The sequence below is a fragment of the Pseudomonas sp. UBA6699 genome (assembly GCF_002454615.1).
GTDB lineage: Bacteria > Pseudomonadota > Gammaproteobacteria > Pseudomonadales > Pseudomonadaceae > Aquipseudomonas > Aquipseudomonas juntendi.
Map to the genome: position 1 here is coordinate 26,308 of NZ_DKJF01000127.1, position 16,449 is coordinate 42,756.

Below are 16,449 nucleotides of genomic sequence, written 5' to 3' on the forward strand. Positions count from 1 at the left end.
CACAACACTTCCTTCCCTGAAGCCTGAATCATGCCCGCCAAGCCCTCCACCACCAGCTTTGCCATCGCGCCAGTCGCGGGCATGGTCGTGCGTGGCAGCCAGCAGCCGGCCATGGTCAGTCATTACCCACCACCTGTCAGTGGCGCCGTAGGCGGCGTAGCTCCGCCATGCTGCGTGGTCGTGTTGGGCTGATCGGCTTCGGCCGAGTCCCTTCGCACACGCAACCCACTGAACCCGGCCGGCTACTTAGTGCGCTTTAGCGCAGGCCGTCCGCTTGGCTTATCTGCCTATCATCAGGTGGCAATACATGTCCTTTTTCAACAAAGCATCCGTGGCCTCGGCGGCCACTACCAGCCTGTTCGTCCTGCTGTGGAGCAGCGGGGCGATCGTTTCCAAACTTGGCCTGGCGCATGCCAGCCCGTTCGCGTTCCTGCTGCTGCGCTCTGCCTTGGCCCTGGCGGGCCTGTTGCTGATCGGGCCGTTGCTGGGGCTGCGCTGGCCACGCCGTAAGGGCGCCATGCTGCGTGCCCTGGGCACTGGCTGCGTGTTGCTCGGGGCTTACCAGATATTCTATCTGCTGGCCCTCGACACCCACGTCACGCCAGGCATCATGGCCACGGTCATGGGCGTGCAACCGATCCTCACCGTCGTGCTGATGGAGCGCCAGCGTTCGATCAGCCGCCTGTTCGGCCTGGGGCTGGGCTTGAGCGGCTTGATCATGGTGGTGTACCAGGGGCTCAACCTGGGTGGGGTGTCGCTGGCGGGCATGCTGTTCGCCCTGCTGGCGCTGGCCAGCATGACTTGCGGTTCGATCCTGCAAAAACGCATCACCGAAAACCCCATGGGCACGCTGCCGCTGCAGTACCTGGCCGGCTTTGCCCTGTGCGCGCTGTTCGCACCCTTGCAACCCTTGCAGGTGCAGTGGACCGGGGGTTTCGTGGCTGCCTTGCTGTGGATGGGCCTGGTGGTTTCGCTGCTGGCCACCTTGCTGCTGTATCGGCTGATCGCCAAGGGTAACCTGGTCAACGTCACCAGCCTGTTCTACCTGGTGCCGGCGGTGACCGCGGTGATGGACTTGCTGATCTTCGGCAACCGCCTGGCGCCGCTCAGCCTGCTGGGCATGGGGTTGATCGTGGTCGGCCTGCTGTTCGTGTTCCGCAAGCCTGCCAAGCGCCTGGCCGAGGCCTGAGCCCTAGCGGAACTCGGCGGGGATGGCGTGCCGGAGTACGCCTTCCTCGAAGTCCAGCAGCCCGGCTTCGCGCTGGGTGAGCAGGTAGTAGAGCAGGGTGTCGATCGAGCGCTGTTGCGGTAGTGCCACGGCCAGCAGTCTTACCGAATGCTCGGTTTCACAGGCGCAGCCGAAATCCTGCAAGGCAGCGCGAACCTGATCGAGGGTTTCCGGGGGCTTGACCAGCACCCGGAACACCGAGGTGCCGCTGCTTTGGCGCAGTTCGGCGAACCAGGTCTGGCCGTCTTCTTCATAGGTGCCGATAAGGTCACCCGGCGCGATGCCGTACACATGAAAGGGGATGTTGTCCACGGCATGGCCGCCTTCCACAGCCTTGGCCCAAAGGCCTTCGACCGAGGCCGGTGGGTAGCCGTTGGCGTCCTGTTCCAGGCGGAACAGCACCTTCTTGCAGGTCGGGTTCATGCCGTTCTCCCGGTCAATTGCGCGCCGGGCGCAGTACCAGCCACAAGGCCACAGCAATCAGCAGGCCGCCATACAGGTGCGCCATCGACAGCGGCTCGTCCAGCAGCCATGCGCCCCACAGCACGCCGAACACCGGGATCAGGAAGGTCACGGTGCTGGCCTTGACCGGGCCTATTTCTGCCAGCAGACGGAAGTACAGGATATAGGCGAATGCCGTGCACAGCAGGCCCAGGCCGAGCAGCGACAGCCAGACCTGCCAGCCGCCCCAGCTGGCGGGCGGCTGGCTGAGGGCGCTCCAGGCGAACAGCGGGCTCAGCATCAGCGTAGCGCCGAGCATGCTGCCCAGCGCCGACAGGCGGCTGTCCAGGCCACTGATCCAACGCCGCGCGAGGAACCCGGCAAAGCCGTAGCAGGTGGTAGCTGCCAGGCACGCCAGGGCGCCTTGCAGCAGGGCCATGTCCAGGGCCACCGGCCCGGCCCCGCTGAGGATGCCGACACCGAGCAGGCCAAGGAAGATGCCGCAGAGCTTGGCCAACGTCATGGGTTCACGGAAGCACAGCACGCCGATCAGCACGCCCATCAGTGGCGTGGTGGCGTTGAAGATCGCCGAGTAACCGGCTGGCAGCACCTGGGCAGCTACGGAATAGAAGGTTGCCGGGATGCCGGAGTTGATCATGCCCAGTACCAGGCAGGCCCCGAGCTTGCCCTGGAAGTCCCAGCGCACGCGGCTGGCGGCGACGATGGCGACCAGGCCCAGGCAGGCGATCGAGACGCGAAAGAACGCGGTCGGCACAGTGCCCAGCTCGGGGGCGATGATGCGCATGAACAGGAAACTCGCCCCCCAGACGGCAGCAAGGGTCAGCAGGCGGGTTAGGGCAATCGGGCTCACAACGGTCTCCGGAGGGCAGGGCAGGGGCGCGAGTGTACGCGAGGGGGCGGGGCGATACTTGTGCTTTCTTGCGCAGTGAACCTGGCCCGCATTTGCGTCAGGCCGACTAAGCTGTGTAACTCATTCACCCATGAGGTGCCCGGCATGCCCCAACCCTGGCCCGCTGTCGAAATCGCCCGCACCATCCTGGCGGGCTTCGACGATTACCGTGACCACTTCCAGCGCATTACCCTCGGCGCCCGCCAGCGCTTCGAACAGGCGCGCTGGCAGGAAATCCAGCAGGCCGCGGCTGCGCGCATCAGCCTGTATGAAGAAAAAGTCGCCGAGGTCAACGGCTGGCTGCGCCAGGCCTTCCCCGCGCCGGTGTTGCTGGACGTGGCGCAGTGGCCGCTGGCCAAACACGCCTACATTCAGCAGATCGACCCCCGGCTGGACGATGAGTTGGCCGAGACCTGGTACAACTCGCTGTTCTGCAGCCTGTTCAGCCACGACCAGATCAGCGATGGTTGCATGTTCATCCACACCACCCGGCCGTCGCTGCGCGGGCGCGAGCGCGCCGCGCAAACCCGTACCTATGCGCTGGGCGGTAGCCTTAAGGGAATGCTGCAGGCGATCTTCGCCGACTACCCGTTCGATGTCGCCTACGGTGACCTGGAGGGTGACCTGGCACGGCTGGAAGCGCAGGTGCGCGAATGCCTGCCCGACTGGGTTTGCAAGGACCCGGAGCTTGCGGTGGAGCTGTTCGTGCCCGTGCTGTACCGCAACAAAGGTGCCTACCTGGTCGGCCGCCTGTACAACCGCGATGAGCAATGGCCCTTGGTGATTCCCTTGCTGCACCGCGAGGGCCATGGCATCGAGGTGGACGGGGTGATCACCGACGAAGCCGAGGTGTCGATCATCTTCTCGTTCACCCGCTCCTACTTCATGGCCGATGTGCCGGTGCCGGCCGAGTTCGTGCATTTTCTCAAGCGCATTCTGCCGGGCAAGCACATTGCCGAGCTGTACACGTCGATCGGTTTCTACAAGCAAGGCAAGTCGGAGTTCTACCGGGCCCTGATCAACCACCTGGCCAACAGCGACGACCGCTTCGTCATGGCGCCGGGGGTGCGCGGCATGGTCATGAGCGTGTTCACCCTGCCCGGTTTCAACACCGTGTTCAAGGTCATCAAAGACCGCTTTTCACCGTCGAAAACCGTTGACCGCGCTACGGTGATCGACAAGTACCGGTTGGTGAAAAGCGTGGACCGGGTAGGGCGCATGGCCGATACCCAGGAGTTCGCCGATTTTCGTTTCCCACGCAGCAAGTTCGAGCCCGATTGCCTGGCCGAGTTGCTCGAAGTGGCGCCCTCGACCGTGGCCCTGGAGGGCGACACGGTGCTGGTGCGCCACTGCTGGACCGAGCGGCGCATGACCCCGCTGAACCTGTACCTGGAGCGCGCGGGCGAAGGCCAGGTGCTGGCGGCGCTGGAAGACTACGGCCTGGCCATCAAGCAACTGGCGGCAGCGAACATTTTTCCTGGTGACATGCTGTTGAAGAACTTTGGTGTCACCCGGCATGGGCGGGTGGTGTTCTATGACTATGACGAAATCTGCTTTCTGACCGAGGTGAATTTCCGCCACATACCGCCACCGCGGTATCCGGAAGACGAGCTGTCGGGCGAGCCGTGGTATTCGATCGGGCCGCACGATGTGTTCCCCGAAGAGTTTCCGCCGTTTCTGTTTGCCGACATGGGCCAGCGGCGCTTGTTCAGCCGCTTGCACGGCGAGCTGTATGACGCGGATTACTGGAAGGGCCTGCAGGCGGCCATTGGCGAGGGGAAGGTGATCGACGTGTTCCCGTATCGGCGCAAGGGGCGCTGAGGGCGGTGTTGCAGGCCAGGCCCCTCACTCCTTCAGGCACTTCAGCTCACTGAAGTGGCCGCGCACCTTGGCCAACCGCGCTTGCAGCAACTGCCGCTGCTGCACGCTACTTTGCTGCACCAGGTCTACCAACAGGCTGCGCGCCTGTTGCTCGGTGTTCTGGAAGGCCGCGCGGTATTCCGGCGTCCACAGGCTTTCCTTGTGTTGCAACAAGGTCGCCAGGCGCGGCTCGAAGCTGGCGTCGTTGCGTTGGTTCATCGCCAGCAGCAGCTGTTGCTGCCAGTGGGCGCGGTTGGCGATCCATTCGCGGTTCTGGTCGCCCAGCGCTGCTGACCAGGCTTGTACGCGTTGCTTCTGCACCGCGGACAGTGGGCCAAACCAGGCGGTCAGGCGTTTTTCCATACGTGCCCTGCGCTCGCTGACCTGCTCGGCCAGCGGGGTATCGACGTACTCTTTTTGCCGCTCGGCGATGTCGTCGCGGAACGCTTCACGCATTTCGGCCACCTGGCGGTCGCTCATGCCGCGCAACAACTCGGTCGCCGAAGGGGTGATTTCCTCGGCCACACGGCCAATCGCCTGGCGCGCTTCGCGGGTGCGTTGCTGCAGCGCCTGGTCGGTCACCTGGTTGTCGGCGACCATGGCGCGGACCCGCTCCAGCCAGTCGAGGTAGCCCGGTAACTGGGTCTTGCAGTGCCAGGCCAGGTGTTGCTTGAGGCGGTCGTCGAGCAAGGCCTTTTGCGTGCCGTTCATGTCCAGGTAGTCGCCCAGCGACCACGGCACCAGGCGATCGAGGTTGCGGTAGGCCAGGTCCATGCGGCTGCAGGCGCCAAGGGCCAGGGCGAATCCAAGGGCAATGAGCAGGGCTTTGGACAGGCGTGAAGGCATGGGCTGTTCCTTGCAGTGGCTGGCCAGACGGTAGACGCGAGGGGGGCACGGCGGTTCCACTGCATCAGCGGTCGGGCGGCGCGCTGGCTTCAGGTGTAGAATAGCCGCCTTGTTATGAGGATCATCGGAAATGGCTCTGCTTGGGCGTTACAACAGTTTGCAAATCGTGAAACACGTGGACTTCGGTCTGTACCTGGACGGCGGCGCCGATGGCGAGATCCTGCTGCCTGGGCGCTATATCCCGAAAAACGCCGAAACCGAAGTCGATGACTGGTTGAACGTGTTCATCTACCTGGACAGCGAAGACCAGCTGATTGCGACCACCGAGAAGCCCAAGGTGCAGGTCGGTGAGTTTGCCAGCCTCAAGGTCAAGGACATCAACGGTGCCGGCATCTTCCTCGACTGGGGCTTGTCCAAGGACCTGTTGATGCCGTACTCGGAAGAGGCGCGGCCGTTGAAGATCGGCGACTACTGCGTGGTGCACGTGTACCTCGACAAGCGCACCCGCCGCATCACCGCCACTTCCCGCCTGGACCGCTACCTCGACGTGGCCCCGGCCGATTACAAGGTCGGGCAGCCGGTCGAGCTGTTGGTGGCTGGCGAAACGCCGATGGGCTTCAAGGCCATCATCAACAACCGCCACTGGGGCTTGATCCACAAGAACGAAGTGTTCAAGTTCCTGCGCTCGGGCATGCACGAGAAGGGTTTCATCAAGGAACTGCGCCACGACGGCAAGATCGCCCTCAGCCTGCAGCCGGTGGGCGCCGCCCTGGCCGACAGCCTGCAGGAGCAGATCATGGCGCGCCTGGAGGCCGAAGGCGGGGTGCTGGGGGTGTGTGACAAGAGCGACCCGGCGTTGATCAGCAAGCTGTTCAATGTCAGCAAGGGCAACTTCAAGAAAGCCATTGGCGGCTTGTTCAAGCAGGGCTTGATCGTCATCCATGACGACCGGATCGAAAAGGCCTGATCAGGCCTGAACGAAGTTGCGGAAGTCCAGCTGCTCGCCACCTGGGCGGGTGTCGCGCAGCAGCGAGTCGCGGTCGGCGCTCAGCGCCAGGCTGATGGTCGAGCGGCGCTTGCCAGGCTTGCGCACTTCCATCTGCTCCAGGTGGGCCTTGAGGAAGTTGGTCGGCACTTTCAGGTGCTGCAGCTTGTCGGTTTGCGGGGTATGCAGCAGCAGGTTGACCCAGTCGGCCTGGCCCTTGCCCAGCAGCGCCACCGGCACTTCGAACCACCACAGGTTGCGTTTGTTGTCCAGAATGGCGAACAGCGTGTTGCTGCTGTTCAGCACCGGGCGGGCCAGTGCTTGGTTGCGCCGGGCGATGGCGGCGGGTTTGTCGAGTTTCATGCAGGTTCCTGCGGGTTGACGCTATGAAGGCCTGCATTGTGAGGGGTGCCACGGGGCGGGGCAAGGTTTGATGGTTGTGCCTGCTGCGGGCGCGCCAGGTGGGGGGCGCGGGCGCTGCCTTGGGTTGCGCCCCACACCCGCCATCAGCCGGCCCTGGCGGTGCGTCAGCGACGAAGCGGCAGGCTCAGCTCGGAGGTTGCCCCGTCAGCGGTGGTCACGGTCGCGGTGAAGCTGCGCAACCCGGCGATGTCGTCCAGCGCCTGGGCAAACCGTGCCTGCCCTTGTACGTCACTGTTCACCTGCACTTCGCCAAGGTAGTGCTCGGCCTCGGTGGCGTCGGCCTGGGCATTGCCGAAGAACTCAACGCGCAGCAGGCTCGATGCCGGCCCCTGTACTTCACCGCGCAGCACATTGCCTTCCAGCGCCAGCAGCCGTGGTGCCGGCTGATTGTGGTTGGGCAGCGGCTGGCACGGCTTGGGCTCGCCCTTGGCGTTGCAGATAAGTGCCTGGTCCTGCTTCGGCAGGTCGGCGCCAATCCCGCGTGAGCCCACATACAAGGCGTGTGCCTGGGCTGGCACGCCAAACACGATGGCCCCGGTGCGCTGCCCGGGTACGCATGAGCCGCCCGCCTGGCAGCGGCGGATATCCTGGCTGTTGGCCCAGATACGGTTCCCGCTGAGGCGCGTGGTAGTCACCTCAGGCTCCGGGCGCAGGGCGACGCCGATGCGGTTGCCGTGGATCAGGTTGCCGTCGAGGATGTTGCCCTCACCGGTGACGCTGACCCCGATCCGGGCAGGGCGCCGGGGCAGGTGCGAACACCCTGGTCCTTGATGTAGGCGGAGCCGTCGATGGCAATGTAATGACCCTCGCGTGCCCAGGCCAGCCCGGTGATGCTGACCGGGCCTTTGATTTCCGGCAGCGCGTGGCTGGGGCGGATCACATAAGGTGGCTTGCCCACGGCGGCGATGTCGATACGGTAATGGCCGGGGTTCCGGTTACTGGTTTCAATGGCCCAGCGCAGGGTTTCAGGGCTGGCGGCAGCGGTGGCCAGGGTGGACAGGGGCAGCAGTGGCAGCAAGGCCAGCAGTGCGGGCATCAGACGCATGGGCCGGGTATGGTGCGGTATTCGCCCGTAGATTGACCGCTTGGCTTGCGGGGTGAAAATTCGTTGAAACTCTTGCGCTGGGTGCTGGGTCCACCTTTTGTCGACACTGTACACGTGTCTCCATTTGCAGGAGTTTTGCCATGAGCGGTACTAAAGACAAAGTCAAAGGCCTGGCCAATGAGGCGATGGGCAACGTGAAACAAGGTGTCGGCAAGGTGACCGACAACGACAAGCTGCGTGCCGAGGGCAAGGCGCAAGAGCTCAAAGGCGAGGCGCAGCAAGTGAAGGGCGATGTGAAAGACGCGGTAAAAAAACCGTGATCTGAGCAAGCCTGTGTCGGCCTCTTCGCACGCGTGCGAAGAGGCCGTTACTTTTGCCGCCAATTTCTTCAATCGCGACTGGGAGCAGCACAGCATCGGCACGGTCTATTAGACTTGTGTGTTGATTCGATCAAGCGGCGAAAGGAGACGCTATGATTTTTTCCGCCCTGCAGGGCCTGCCTTTGCACCGCGTGCTGGCGCGCACCGTCAAGGAATTTCTCGATGACGAGATGTCCACCTATGCGTCGGCGCTGGCCTACCAGGCGCTGTTCTCGCTATTCCCATTCTTGCTGTTCCTGATTGCCCTGATCGGCTTTTTGCACCTGCCCGACTTTTTCTCCTGGTTGCGCCTGCAATCGGAGCTGGTATTGCCACCCCAGGCCCTGGAGCAGGTGAACCCGGTAATCGACCAGTTACAGCAATCCAAGGGCGGGCTGTTGTCGGTTGGTATCGTGATCGCCTTGTGGACCGCATCGGCCGGTGTGCGCCTGATGATGAGCGCCATGAACGCCGCCTATGATGTGCCCGAGGGCCGGCCGGTTTGGAAGCGCATCCCGTTATCCATTTTCTACACCGTGGGCTTGGCCGGCATGCTGCTGGCAGCCGCCGCGCTGATGGTGCTGGGCCCGCAAGTCATGGAGTGGATCGCCGCCCAGATCGGCATGCAGGAGTTCATCGTCACCTTGTGGACGGTGTTGCGCTGGCCGGTGATCGTCTTTCTGCTGATGGTGGCGGTCGCGTTGATCTACTACGTAATGCCTGATGTGAAACAGAAGTTCCGCTTCATCACGCCGGGCTCGGTGCTGGCGGTGGTGGTGTGGATCATCGCGTCGCTGGGCTTTGCCTACTACGTGAAAACCTTCGCTGACTACAACGCCATGTACGGCAGCATTGGTGCAATCATCGTGCTGTTGCTGTATTTCTACATCTCGGCTGCCGTGCTGTTGCTGGGCGCCGAAATGAATGCGGTGATCGAGCACATGTCGGCCGAGGGCAAAAACCCCGGTGAAAAGGATTTCGACGAGCACGCGCCCGCGCAGACCATCAGTGTTCTGGGCCATGAGCACCCCACTTCGGGCCAGGCGCAGACTTCCGAGCCTAACCCCCGATGATCCGTGACATTCTCAAGATGGGCGACGAGCGCCTGCTGCGCGTCGCCGCGCCAGTGCCCGCGCAGCTGCTGGGCAGCGGCGAGCTGCAGCAACTGATCGACGACATGTTTGAAACCATGCGCCATGTCGGCGGCGTGGGCCTGGCCGCGCCGCAGGTGGGCATCGAACTGCAACTGGTGATTTTCGGCTTCGAACGCAGCGAGCGTTACCCGGACGCCGAAGCGGTGCCGCAGACCATCCTGCTGAACCCGGTCATCACCCCGACCTCCACTGAACTGGAAGACGGTTGGGAAGGCTGCCTTTCGGTGCCCGGCTTGCGCGGCGTGGTACCACGCTTCAAGCACATTTGCTATGAGGGCATCGACCCACAGGGCAATGCGATCCGCCGCTTTGCCGAAGGCTTCCACGCGCGGGTGGTGCAGCATGAGTGCGACCACCTGATCGGGCGTTTGTATCCATCGCGGATCCAGGACTTTACCAAGTTCGGCTACACCGACGTGCTGTTCCCAGGGCTGGAAGCAGGCGACGACTGACCCTGCTGCAGGGCCACCAGGCGTTTGCTGCGCTGGTAGCGTTGCAAGCGGCCATGCAGGGTGTCTGGCAGGCACTGCGCCAGTTCGAAACCCAGGCGTTGATAGAACGGCAGCAGGTCGGGGTGGCAAAACAGCCAGGTTGGCCCGTCAGCCTGGGCCAGCGCCGCCTTCACCAGTTTGCCGGCTATCCCTTGCTGGCGCCGTTGCGGGTCGACGAACAGGCCGGTCAGCCAGAAGCCCCCGGTTACCCTGGCCAGGCTCAGCCCGGCAATGATCCCCGGCCCCCTGGCTACCCACAACTGCGCATCGCTTGCCGCGCGCATGCGCGAGCCTTGTTGCCGGTAAAAGTGGTCCAGCAGCCGGCGTTCTGTATCTGCAAGTGTCGAGCAGGTTAATTGTTCAGAAATGGCGAATTTCCCCTGAGTACAGAGCAGAGGCTCTGGCGTAATGCTTTGCGGGTATTTTGTCGCAGATTGTTGCAAATTCGGCAAGACTGAATATCCGAGTTCGGGGTTCAACTATTAACGGCCAGGCGTAGAATTTCAGGCATCCCCCCTGCAGTACGAAGCGGGATCGGTACTTCGTGCCATCTCCACCGTAGATGGCAACTTCTCCGCGCCGGAAACGGCATTAGAAGTCAATCGATCAGCTTGAATGCTCAAAAGGCAAAACACCATGAAACCATTACTGATTCTTGCATTGGTCGGTATGTCCTCGTTCGCCCTCGCCGATGAGGCCAAGCCCGTCTCCACCCAGCCAGTGGCCCAGCAGTACGACTACTCGATGAACCTGGATATCAAGCGGGTAATCGACCTGTCGACCATTCCCAATGTTTGCGAAGTGGTGCCTGCCACCATGACCTATGAAGACCATCACGGCCAGGTGCATACCATCCAGTACCGTGCCATGGGCGAGGGCTGCCAGCAGGGTTGACCGGCTACAGGAGGTTCGAGCGCCCCCGCGCGGCGCTCGAACGCCGTGGGCCGTTATCGCCAAACGCACTGAGCCGCTGCTCGGCGGGCCACCCTCGTGGGGCGGGCCTGGTCTATCGTGGACGTGGGGAATTCGCACAGCCTTGCTGTGTGAACTGCCACCCTGACTGCCACGGAGACAACACCCGATGAGCCTTGCCCCTGCTGCGCAAGCGCAACATGAGTTGTTGATCAGTCGCCTGATCGACGCCCCACCGGCCAAAGTGTTCCGCGCCTGGACCGAGCCCGAGTGGCTAAGGCAATGGTGGGGGCCGCATGGCATGAGCACCCCGGAATGCGAGATGCAATTGTGGCCCGGCGGCCTGTTCCGCACCTTGATGCGGGCGCCGGATGGCAGCGAGTACCCCACCCAGGGCGTGTTCCTGGAGATCGCGGCGCCGCGGCGCCTGGTGTTCACCGATGCGTTTGGCCCCGGCTGGGTACCGTCGAACAAGGCGTTCATGACCGCCGTGATCAGCCTGGACGAGGAACGGGGCAAAACCCGTTATACCGCCCGGGCCTGGCACTGGAATGCTGCCGATTGCAAGGCCCACGAGGACATGGGGTTCTACCAGGGCTGGGGTGAAAGCCTGGACCGCCTGGTGGAGTTGGTCACCCAGCGGATGCCAGACTGATGGTTGCCTGGGGGCGGGCATTCGCCCGCCGCAGGGCCGGTAGTGCCAGCGCTATGCTCAGCTGGCAACGAAATTCGGTGGCGATACCAGTTCCACGGTCTGCTGCTTGCGTGGCGCCAGGATTTCCGCTTCGCCCTGCACCACCAGCTCATCGTTCTGGTTGTACACATTGGTCGCGATGCGCACTTTGAACTTGGGCAGTTTTTCCAGAATTTCCAGGCGTACGGTGAGCGTGTCGCCAATCTTCACCGGCTTCTGGAAGCTCATCTGCTGGCCCAGGTAGATGGTGCCAGGGCCTGGCAGGGTGCAGGCCACTGCCGCACTGATCAACGCGCCGCTGAACATGCCGTGGGCAATGCGTTCGCGGAACATGCTCTTGGCCGCAAACTCGGCGTCCAGGTGCACCGGGTTGTGGTCACCGGACATCGCCGCGAACAGCTGGATGTCGCGCTCTTCGACGGACTTCTGGTATTGCGCCTTCTGGCCTACTTCGAGGGCTTCGTAAGGCGTGTTGGTGACCTGGGACATCGGGGTTTCCTTGAGCGGTAGGCGAGGGTGGCTGTCATTCACTGCGCACAGGCCGATCAATGGCCAGTGCCTGTTCAAGCCAGCCGACAATGTCGGCAGTGACCTCGTTACGGTTGGTTTCGTTGAGTACTTCATGCCGCGCTTCAGGATAGACGCGTAGCTGTACATGTCGATTGCCGGTGGCGCGCAGGGCGTCGGCCAGATGGGTGAGACGCTTGCCGGCACTGACCGGATCACATTCCCCACCCATTATCAGTATCGGCAGGTTCGGATCGATCTGTGCGAGGTTACCCGGCTGGCTGATCTGCGCCAAGCCTTGCAGCAGGTCCAGCCACAGCTGGTTGCTGCACCGAAAGCCGCACAGCGGGTCGTTGACGTAGCGGTCGACCTCGGCCGGGTCGCGGCTGAGCCAGTCAAATGCCGTGCGGTTGGGCTTGAAGGCCTTGTTGAACGCGCCGAAGGAGAGCCATTCGATCACCGCACTCTTGCCCAGCGGCCCCTGGCGCCAGGCCTCCAGCCGCGCCACCAGCCGGGCCATGCGGTACAGCGCGGCAGGCTGGTAGTTGGAACCGCTCAGGATCGCCCCGTGCAGGCTGGCACTGTGGTGCAGCAGGTAAGCCTGGGCGATGTAGCTGCCCATGCTGTGGCCGAACAGGAACAGCGGGGTGCCCGGGTAGTGTTGGCCAATGTACTGGGCCAGCCGGCCGAGGTCGTCGACCACGGCATTCCAGCCATGATGGCGGCTGAACAGGCCCAGGCTGCCGTGCTCGGCGCTACGTCCGTGGCCACGCTGGTCAGCGGCGAACACGGCAAAGCCAGCCGCGGCCAGGGCCAGGCCCAGGCGCTGGTAGCGCCCGGCATGCTCGGCCATGCCATGGGCCAGCAGGACTACGGCTTTCACTGGCGAGGCTGGCAGCCATTGGTGCACGTACAGGCGGCAGTGCTCGCTGACGGGCAGCCAGAAGGCGTCGTGGGGCATGGCGGCTCCTTGTGCGCATGGGGTACCGGAACAGTGTATGCACAACCGGCCCGATTGCAGGAAGGGCACAAATAAGATTCACAATGTTAATGGCGGCACTTGGCGTATAGGCCACCCCGGGCTTACCTGCTAACGTCGAAGCAACGCCTGTTTGCCGGTTGGCGACCAGGTCAAGGATCCAAGGACGCAGTGCAGGTCCAGGCAGAGGAACAATAATAAATGCAAGCCGACTTCTGGAATGACAAGCGCCCGGCGGGCGTGCCTTCCACCATCGACATCAATGCCTATGCCTCGGTGGTCGAGGTGTTCGAGCGCTCTTGCAAGCGCTTTGCCGACCGCCCGGCATTCAGCAACCTGGGCGTGACCCTGACCTATGCGCAACTGGAGCGACATTCAGCCGCGTTTGCCGCCTGGTTGCAGCAGCACACCGACCTGCAGCCGGGCGACCGTATCGCGGTGCAGATGCCCAACGTGCTGCAGTACCCGATCGCCGTGTTCGGGGCCATGCGTGCCGGGCTGATCGTGGTCAATACCAACCCGCTGTACACCGAGCGCGAGATGCGCCACCAGTTCAATGACAGCGGGGCGCGGGCGTTGGTCTACCTGAACATGTTCGGCAAGCGGGTGCAGGCCGTGTTGCCCGACACCGGCATCGAGTACCTGATCGAAGCGAAAATGGGCGACCTGCTGCCCACTGCCAAGGGCTGGTTGATCAACACGGTGGTCGACAAGCTGAAAAAGATGGTGCCGGCCTACCACTTGCCCCAGGCACTCCCGTTCAAGCAGGTGCTGCGCCAGGGGCGCGGCCTGTCGCCGCAACCGGTGCCGCAGAGCCTGGACGACATCGCCGTGCTGCAGTACACCGGCGGCACCACCGGGCTGGCCAAAGGCGCCATGCTTACTCACGGCAACCTGGTGGCCAACATGCTGCAGGTGCTGGCGTGCTTTTCGCAGCACGGCCCGGACGGGCAGAAGCTGCTCAAGGATGGCCAGGAGGTCATGATCGCGCCGCTGCCGCTGTACCACATCTACGCGTTCACCGCGAACTGCATGTGCATGATGGTCACCGGCAACCACAACGTGCTGATCACCAACCCGCGGGATATTCCCGGCTTCATCAAGGAGCTGGGCAAGTGGCGTTTCTCTGCATTGCTCGGGCTCAACACCCTGTTCGTGGCGCTGATGGATCACCCGGGTTTTCGCCGGCTGGATTTCTCGGCACTGAAAGTCACCAACTCCGGTGGCACGGCGCTGGTCAAGGCCACTGCCGAACGCTGGGAGGCGCTTACCGGCTGCCGCATTGTCGAAGGCTATGGCCTGACCGAAACCTCGCCGGTGGCCAGCACCAACCCCTACGGCCAGTTGGCCCGGCTGGGTACGGTGGGCATCCCGGTGGCCGGTACCGCCTTCAAGGTCATCGATGATGACGGCAACGAGCTGCCGTTGGGCGAGCGTGGCGAGTTGTGCATCAAGGGGCCGCAGGTGATGAAGGGCTACTGGCAGCAACCTGAGGCCACCGCCCAGGCCCTGGATGCGGACGGTTGGTTCAAAACCGGTGATATCGCCGTGATCGACGTGGACGGCTTCACGCGGATCGTCGACCGCAAGAAGGACATGATCATCGTCTCGGGTTTCAACGTGTACCCCAATGAGATCGAAGACGTGGTGATGGGCCACCCGCAGGTCGCCAACTGTGCGGCCATCGGTGTGCCCGACGAGCGTTCCGGCGAGGCGGTGAAGCTGTTCGTGGTGCCGCGCGAGGGGGGGCTGAGCGTGGATGAGCTCAAGGCCTACTGCAAGGCCAACTTCACCGGTTACAAGGTGCCCAAGCACATCGTGCTGCGCGAGTCCCTGCCGATGACGCCGGTGGGCAAGATTCTGCGCCGGGAGCTGCGGGATATCGCTTGAGTCAGCTGCAAGCTGCAAGCTGCAAGCTACAAGCTACAAGCTACAAGCTACAAGCTACAAGCTACAAGCTGTAAGCGTTGAATCAGAGCCTTTGGCATGCTCTATCTTGCTGCTTGAAGCTTGTAGCTTGCCACTTTAAGCTAAATACTCTAAAAATGACCTAAAACGTTCATTGAGTCATTTTTGTGACCGTAAGGCCCGTTTTGGCCTCTAGGCGACCCCAGGCAAAGCTGTTACTCTCGGCCCGCTTTCAGATGATCCGGTTTGCAACGAACCGTCATCTCATATCAATAATAAGCGCATCGACGCGTGAATCGAACTTCGCTGTTGCTGAAGGAGTGGGCTTCCATGATCGAACATTTTTGGAAGGATAAGTACCCAGCCGGGATTACGGCGGAAATCAATCCTGACGAATTCCCCAATATCCAGGCAGTACTCAAGCAATCCTGCCAACGCTTTGCCGACAAACCGGCCTTTAGCAACCTGGGCAAGACTATCACTTATGGCGAGTTGTATGCGCTGTCGGGGGCATTTGCCGCCTGGTTGCAGCAGCATACCGACCTCAAGCCGGGTGATCGCATTGCCGTGCAACTGCCCAATGTCCTGCAATACCCGGTCGCGGTGTTCGGTGCCATACGCGCCGGGCTGATCGTGGTCAACACCAACCCGCTGTACACCGCGCGGGAAATGGAACACCAGTTCAACGACTCTGGCGCCAAGGCCTTGGTGTGCCTGGCCAACATGGCCCACCTGGCTGAGAAAGTGGTGCCCAAGACCCAGGTCCGGCACGTCATCGTCACCGAGGTGGCCGACCTGTTGCCGCCGGTCAAGCGCTTGCTGATCAACAGCGTGATCAAGTACGTGAAGAAGATGGTGCCGGCCTACCACCTGCCGCAGGCCGTGCGTTTCAACGCTGCGCTGGCACTGGGCAAGGGCCAGCCGGTAACCGAGGCCAACCCGCAGGCCAACGATGTGGCGGTGCTGCAGTACACCGGCGGCACCACCGGCGTGGCCAAGGGTGCCATGCTGACCCACCGCAACCTGGTGGCCAACATGCTGCAGTGCCGGGCGCTGATGGGCTCGAACCTGCACGAAGGCTGTGAAATTCTCATCACCCCGCTGCCGCTGTACCACATCTACGCGTTCACCTTCCATTGCATGGCGATGATGCTGATCGGCAACCACAACGTGTTGATCAGCAACCCGCGTGACCTGCCGGCGATGGTCAAGGAACTGGGCAAGTGGAAGTTCACCGGCTTTGTCGGCCTGAACACCCTGTTCGTTGCCCTGTGCAACAACGATGGGTTCCGTGCCCTGGACTTCTCGGCGCTGAAAATCACCTTGTCGGGCGGCATGGCCCTGCAGTTGAGCGTGGCCGAGCGCTGGAAGGCGGTGACCGGTTGCGCCATCTGCGAGGGCTACGGCATGACGGAAACCAGCCCGGTGGCCACGGTCAACCCTGCCGAAGCGAACCAGGTCGGCACCATTGGTATTCCGGTGCCGTCGACCCTGTGCAAGGTAATCGACGAGGCTGGTAACGAGTTGCCGTTGGGCGAAGTTGGCGAACTGTGCATCAAGGGCCCGCAGGTCATGAAGGGCTATTGGCAGCGTGAAGAGGCCACTGCCGAGATCCTCGACAACCAGGGTTGGCTCAAGACCGGCGACATCGCCTTGATCCAGCCAGACGGCTACATGCGTATCGTCGACCGCAAGAAGGACATGATC

General features: G+C 62.8%; 18 protein-coding genes and 1 pseudogene. 11 read left to right on the plus strand and 8 right to left on the minus strand.

All coding sequences use genetic code 11. The features are described 5' to 3' along the window. Positions 1 to 30: 30 nt before the first annotated feature. On the plus strand, positions 31 to 192 hold the full coding sequence (locus B3361_RS23280; protein ID WP_009686782.1) for a hypothetical protein: 162 nt from the start codon (positions 31 to 33) through the stop codon (positions 190 to 192). A gap of 115 nt (positions 193 to 307) precedes the next feature. After that, positions 308 to 1,189 carry a DMT family transporter gene (locus B3361_RS23285; RefSeq protein ID WP_009686781.1) on the plus strand — a complete coding sequence of 294 codons (882 nt, stop codon included), beginning with the start codon at positions 308 to 310 and terminating at the stop codon, positions 1,187 to 1,189. A gap of 3 nt (positions 1,190 to 1,192) precedes the next feature. On the opposite strand, the gene B3361_RS23290 is transcribed toward B3361_RS23285, so the two are convergent. Both B3361_RS23290 and B3361_RS23295 read right to left on the minus strand, forming a co-directional pair. Then, entirely contained in the window at positions 1,193 to 1,651 is a 459-nt protein-coding gene (locus tag B3361_RS23290; protein ID WP_054905137.1) for a DUF4265 domain-containing protein, read from the minus strand. A gap of 13 nt (positions 1,652 to 1,664) precedes the next feature. Next, positions 1,665 to 2,540: a DMT family transporter gene (locus B3361_RS23295; protein ID WP_009686779.1), complete on the minus strand. Its 876-nt coding sequence runs from the start codon at positions 2,538 to 2,540 to the stop codon at positions 1,665 to 1,667. 144 nt (positions 2,541 to 2,684) lie between these two features. Here B3361_RS23295 and aceK point away from each other — a divergent pair, with 144 nt between their 5' ends. Then, a complete protein-coding gene (gene aceK, locus B3361_RS23300) occupies positions 2,685 to 4,400 on the plus strand; it encodes a bifunctional isocitrate dehydrogenase kinase/phosphatase (RefSeq protein ID WP_009686778.1) in 1,716 nt (571 codons plus the stop codon). Between the two features lie 24 nt (positions 4,401 to 4,424). Here the strand turns inward: aceK and B3361_RS23305 are convergent, their stop codons facing one another. Next, positions 4,425 to 5,285: a DUF6279 family lipoprotein gene (locus B3361_RS23305; RefSeq protein ID WP_009686777.1), complete on the minus strand. Its 861-nt coding sequence runs from the start codon at positions 5,283 to 5,285 to the stop codon at positions 4,425 to 4,427. 130 nt (positions 5,286 to 5,415) lie between these two features. On the opposite strand from B3361_RS23305, the gene B3361_RS23310 reads away from it, so the two are divergent. After that, positions 5,416 to 6,252: a CvfB family protein gene (locus B3361_RS23310; RefSeq protein ID WP_009686776.1), complete on the plus strand. Its 837-nt coding sequence runs from the start codon at positions 5,416 to 5,418 to the stop codon at positions 6,250 to 6,252. On the opposite strand, the gene B3361_RS23315 is transcribed toward B3361_RS23310, so the two are convergent. Both B3361_RS23315 and B3361_RS23940 read right to left on the minus strand, forming a co-directional pair. Next, positions 6,253 to 6,633 carry a hypothetical protein gene (locus tag B3361_RS23315; RefSeq protein ID WP_054905138.1) on the minus strand — a complete coding sequence of 127 codons (381 nt, stop codon included), beginning with the start codon at positions 6,631 to 6,633 and terminating at the stop codon, positions 6,253 to 6,255. A 164-nt stretch (positions 6,634 to 6,797) separates the two neighbouring features. After that, a pseudogene (locus tag B3361_RS23940) lies at positions 6,798 to 7,738 on the minus strand (hypothetical protein). Between the two features lie 140 nt (positions 7,739 to 7,878). Here B3361_RS23940 and B3361_RS23330 point away from each other — a divergent pair. From B3361_RS23330 to def, 3 genes are all read left to right on the plus strand, one after another. Next, positions 7,879 to 8,058: a CsbD family protein gene (locus B3361_RS23330; RefSeq protein WP_029885390.1), complete on the plus strand. Its 180-nt coding sequence runs from the start codon at positions 7,879 to 7,881 to the stop codon at positions 8,056 to 8,058. Positions 8,059 to 8,210: 152 nt separating this feature from the next. After that, entirely contained in the window at positions 8,211 to 9,170 is a 960-nt protein-coding gene (locus B3361_RS23335) for a YihY/virulence factor BrkB family protein (RefSeq protein ID WP_009686772.1), read from the plus strand. Next, positions 9,167 to 9,703 carry a peptide deformylase gene (gene def / locus B3361_RS23340; protein WP_009686771.1) on the plus strand — a complete coding sequence of 179 codons (537 nt, stop codon included), beginning with the start codon at positions 9,167 to 9,169 and terminating at the stop codon, positions 9,701 to 9,703. Before B3361_RS23335 ends, def begins: the two co-directional genes overlap by 4 nt. Here the strand turns inward: def and B3361_RS23345 are convergent. Further along, positions 9,658 to 10,062 (minus strand): GNAT family N-acetyltransferase, encoded by a 405-nt coding sequence (locus B3361_RS23345; protein WP_166524975.1) that lies wholly within the window; start codon positions 10,060 to 10,062, stop codon positions 9,658 to 9,660. The genes def and B3361_RS23345 overlap by 46 nt on opposite strands. A gap of 316 nt (positions 10,063 to 10,378) precedes the next feature. Between B3361_RS23345 and B3361_RS23350 the strand changes: the two genes are divergently transcribed. Both B3361_RS23350 and B3361_RS23355 read left to right on the plus strand, forming a co-directional pair. Beyond that, on the plus strand, positions 10,379 to 10,636 hold the full coding sequence (locus tag B3361_RS23350; protein ID WP_009686769.1) for a DUF2790 domain-containing protein: 258 nt from the start codon (positions 10,379 to 10,381) through the stop codon (positions 10,634 to 10,636). Positions 10,637 to 10,823: 187 nt separating this feature from the next. Then, on the plus strand, positions 10,824 to 11,309 hold the full coding sequence (locus B3361_RS23355) for an SRPBCC family protein (protein ID WP_009686768.1): 486 nt from the start codon (positions 10,824 to 10,826) through the stop codon (positions 11,307 to 11,309). A gap of 57 nt (positions 11,310 to 11,366) precedes the next feature. Here the strand turns inward: B3361_RS23355 and B3361_RS23360 are convergent, their stop codons facing one another. Together B3361_RS23360 and B3361_RS23365 are read right to left on the minus strand one after the other, a co-directional pair. Further along, positions 11,367 to 11,837 carry a MaoC family dehydratase gene (locus tag B3361_RS23360; protein WP_009686767.1) on the minus strand — a complete coding sequence of 157 codons (471 nt, stop codon included), beginning with the start codon at positions 11,835 to 11,837 and terminating at the stop codon, positions 11,367 to 11,369. Positions 11,838 to 11,871: 34 nt separating this feature from the next. Beyond that, positions 11,872 to 12,816 carry an alpha/beta hydrolase gene (locus tag B3361_RS23365; RefSeq protein WP_054905140.1) on the minus strand — a complete coding sequence of 315 codons (945 nt, stop codon included), beginning with the start codon at positions 12,814 to 12,816 and terminating at the stop codon, positions 11,872 to 11,874. 219 nt (positions 12,817 to 13,035) lie between these two features. Here B3361_RS23365 and fadD2 point away from each other — a divergent pair, with 219 nt between their 5' ends. Both fadD2 and B3361_RS23375 read left to right on the plus strand, forming a co-directional pair. Further along, positions 13,036 to 14,724, plus strand: coding sequence for a long-chain-fatty-acid--CoA ligase FadD2 (fadD2, locus tag B3361_RS23370; protein ID WP_009686765.1), 1,689 nt, complete (start codon positions 13,036 to 13,038; stop codon positions 14,722 to 14,724). Positions 14,725 to 15,072: 348 nt separating this feature from the next. Beyond that, positions 15,073 to 16,449, plus strand: a 1,377-nt coding sequence (locus tag B3361_RS23375; protein WP_286920388.1) for an AMP-binding protein, incomplete at its 3' end; no start/stop codon positions are given.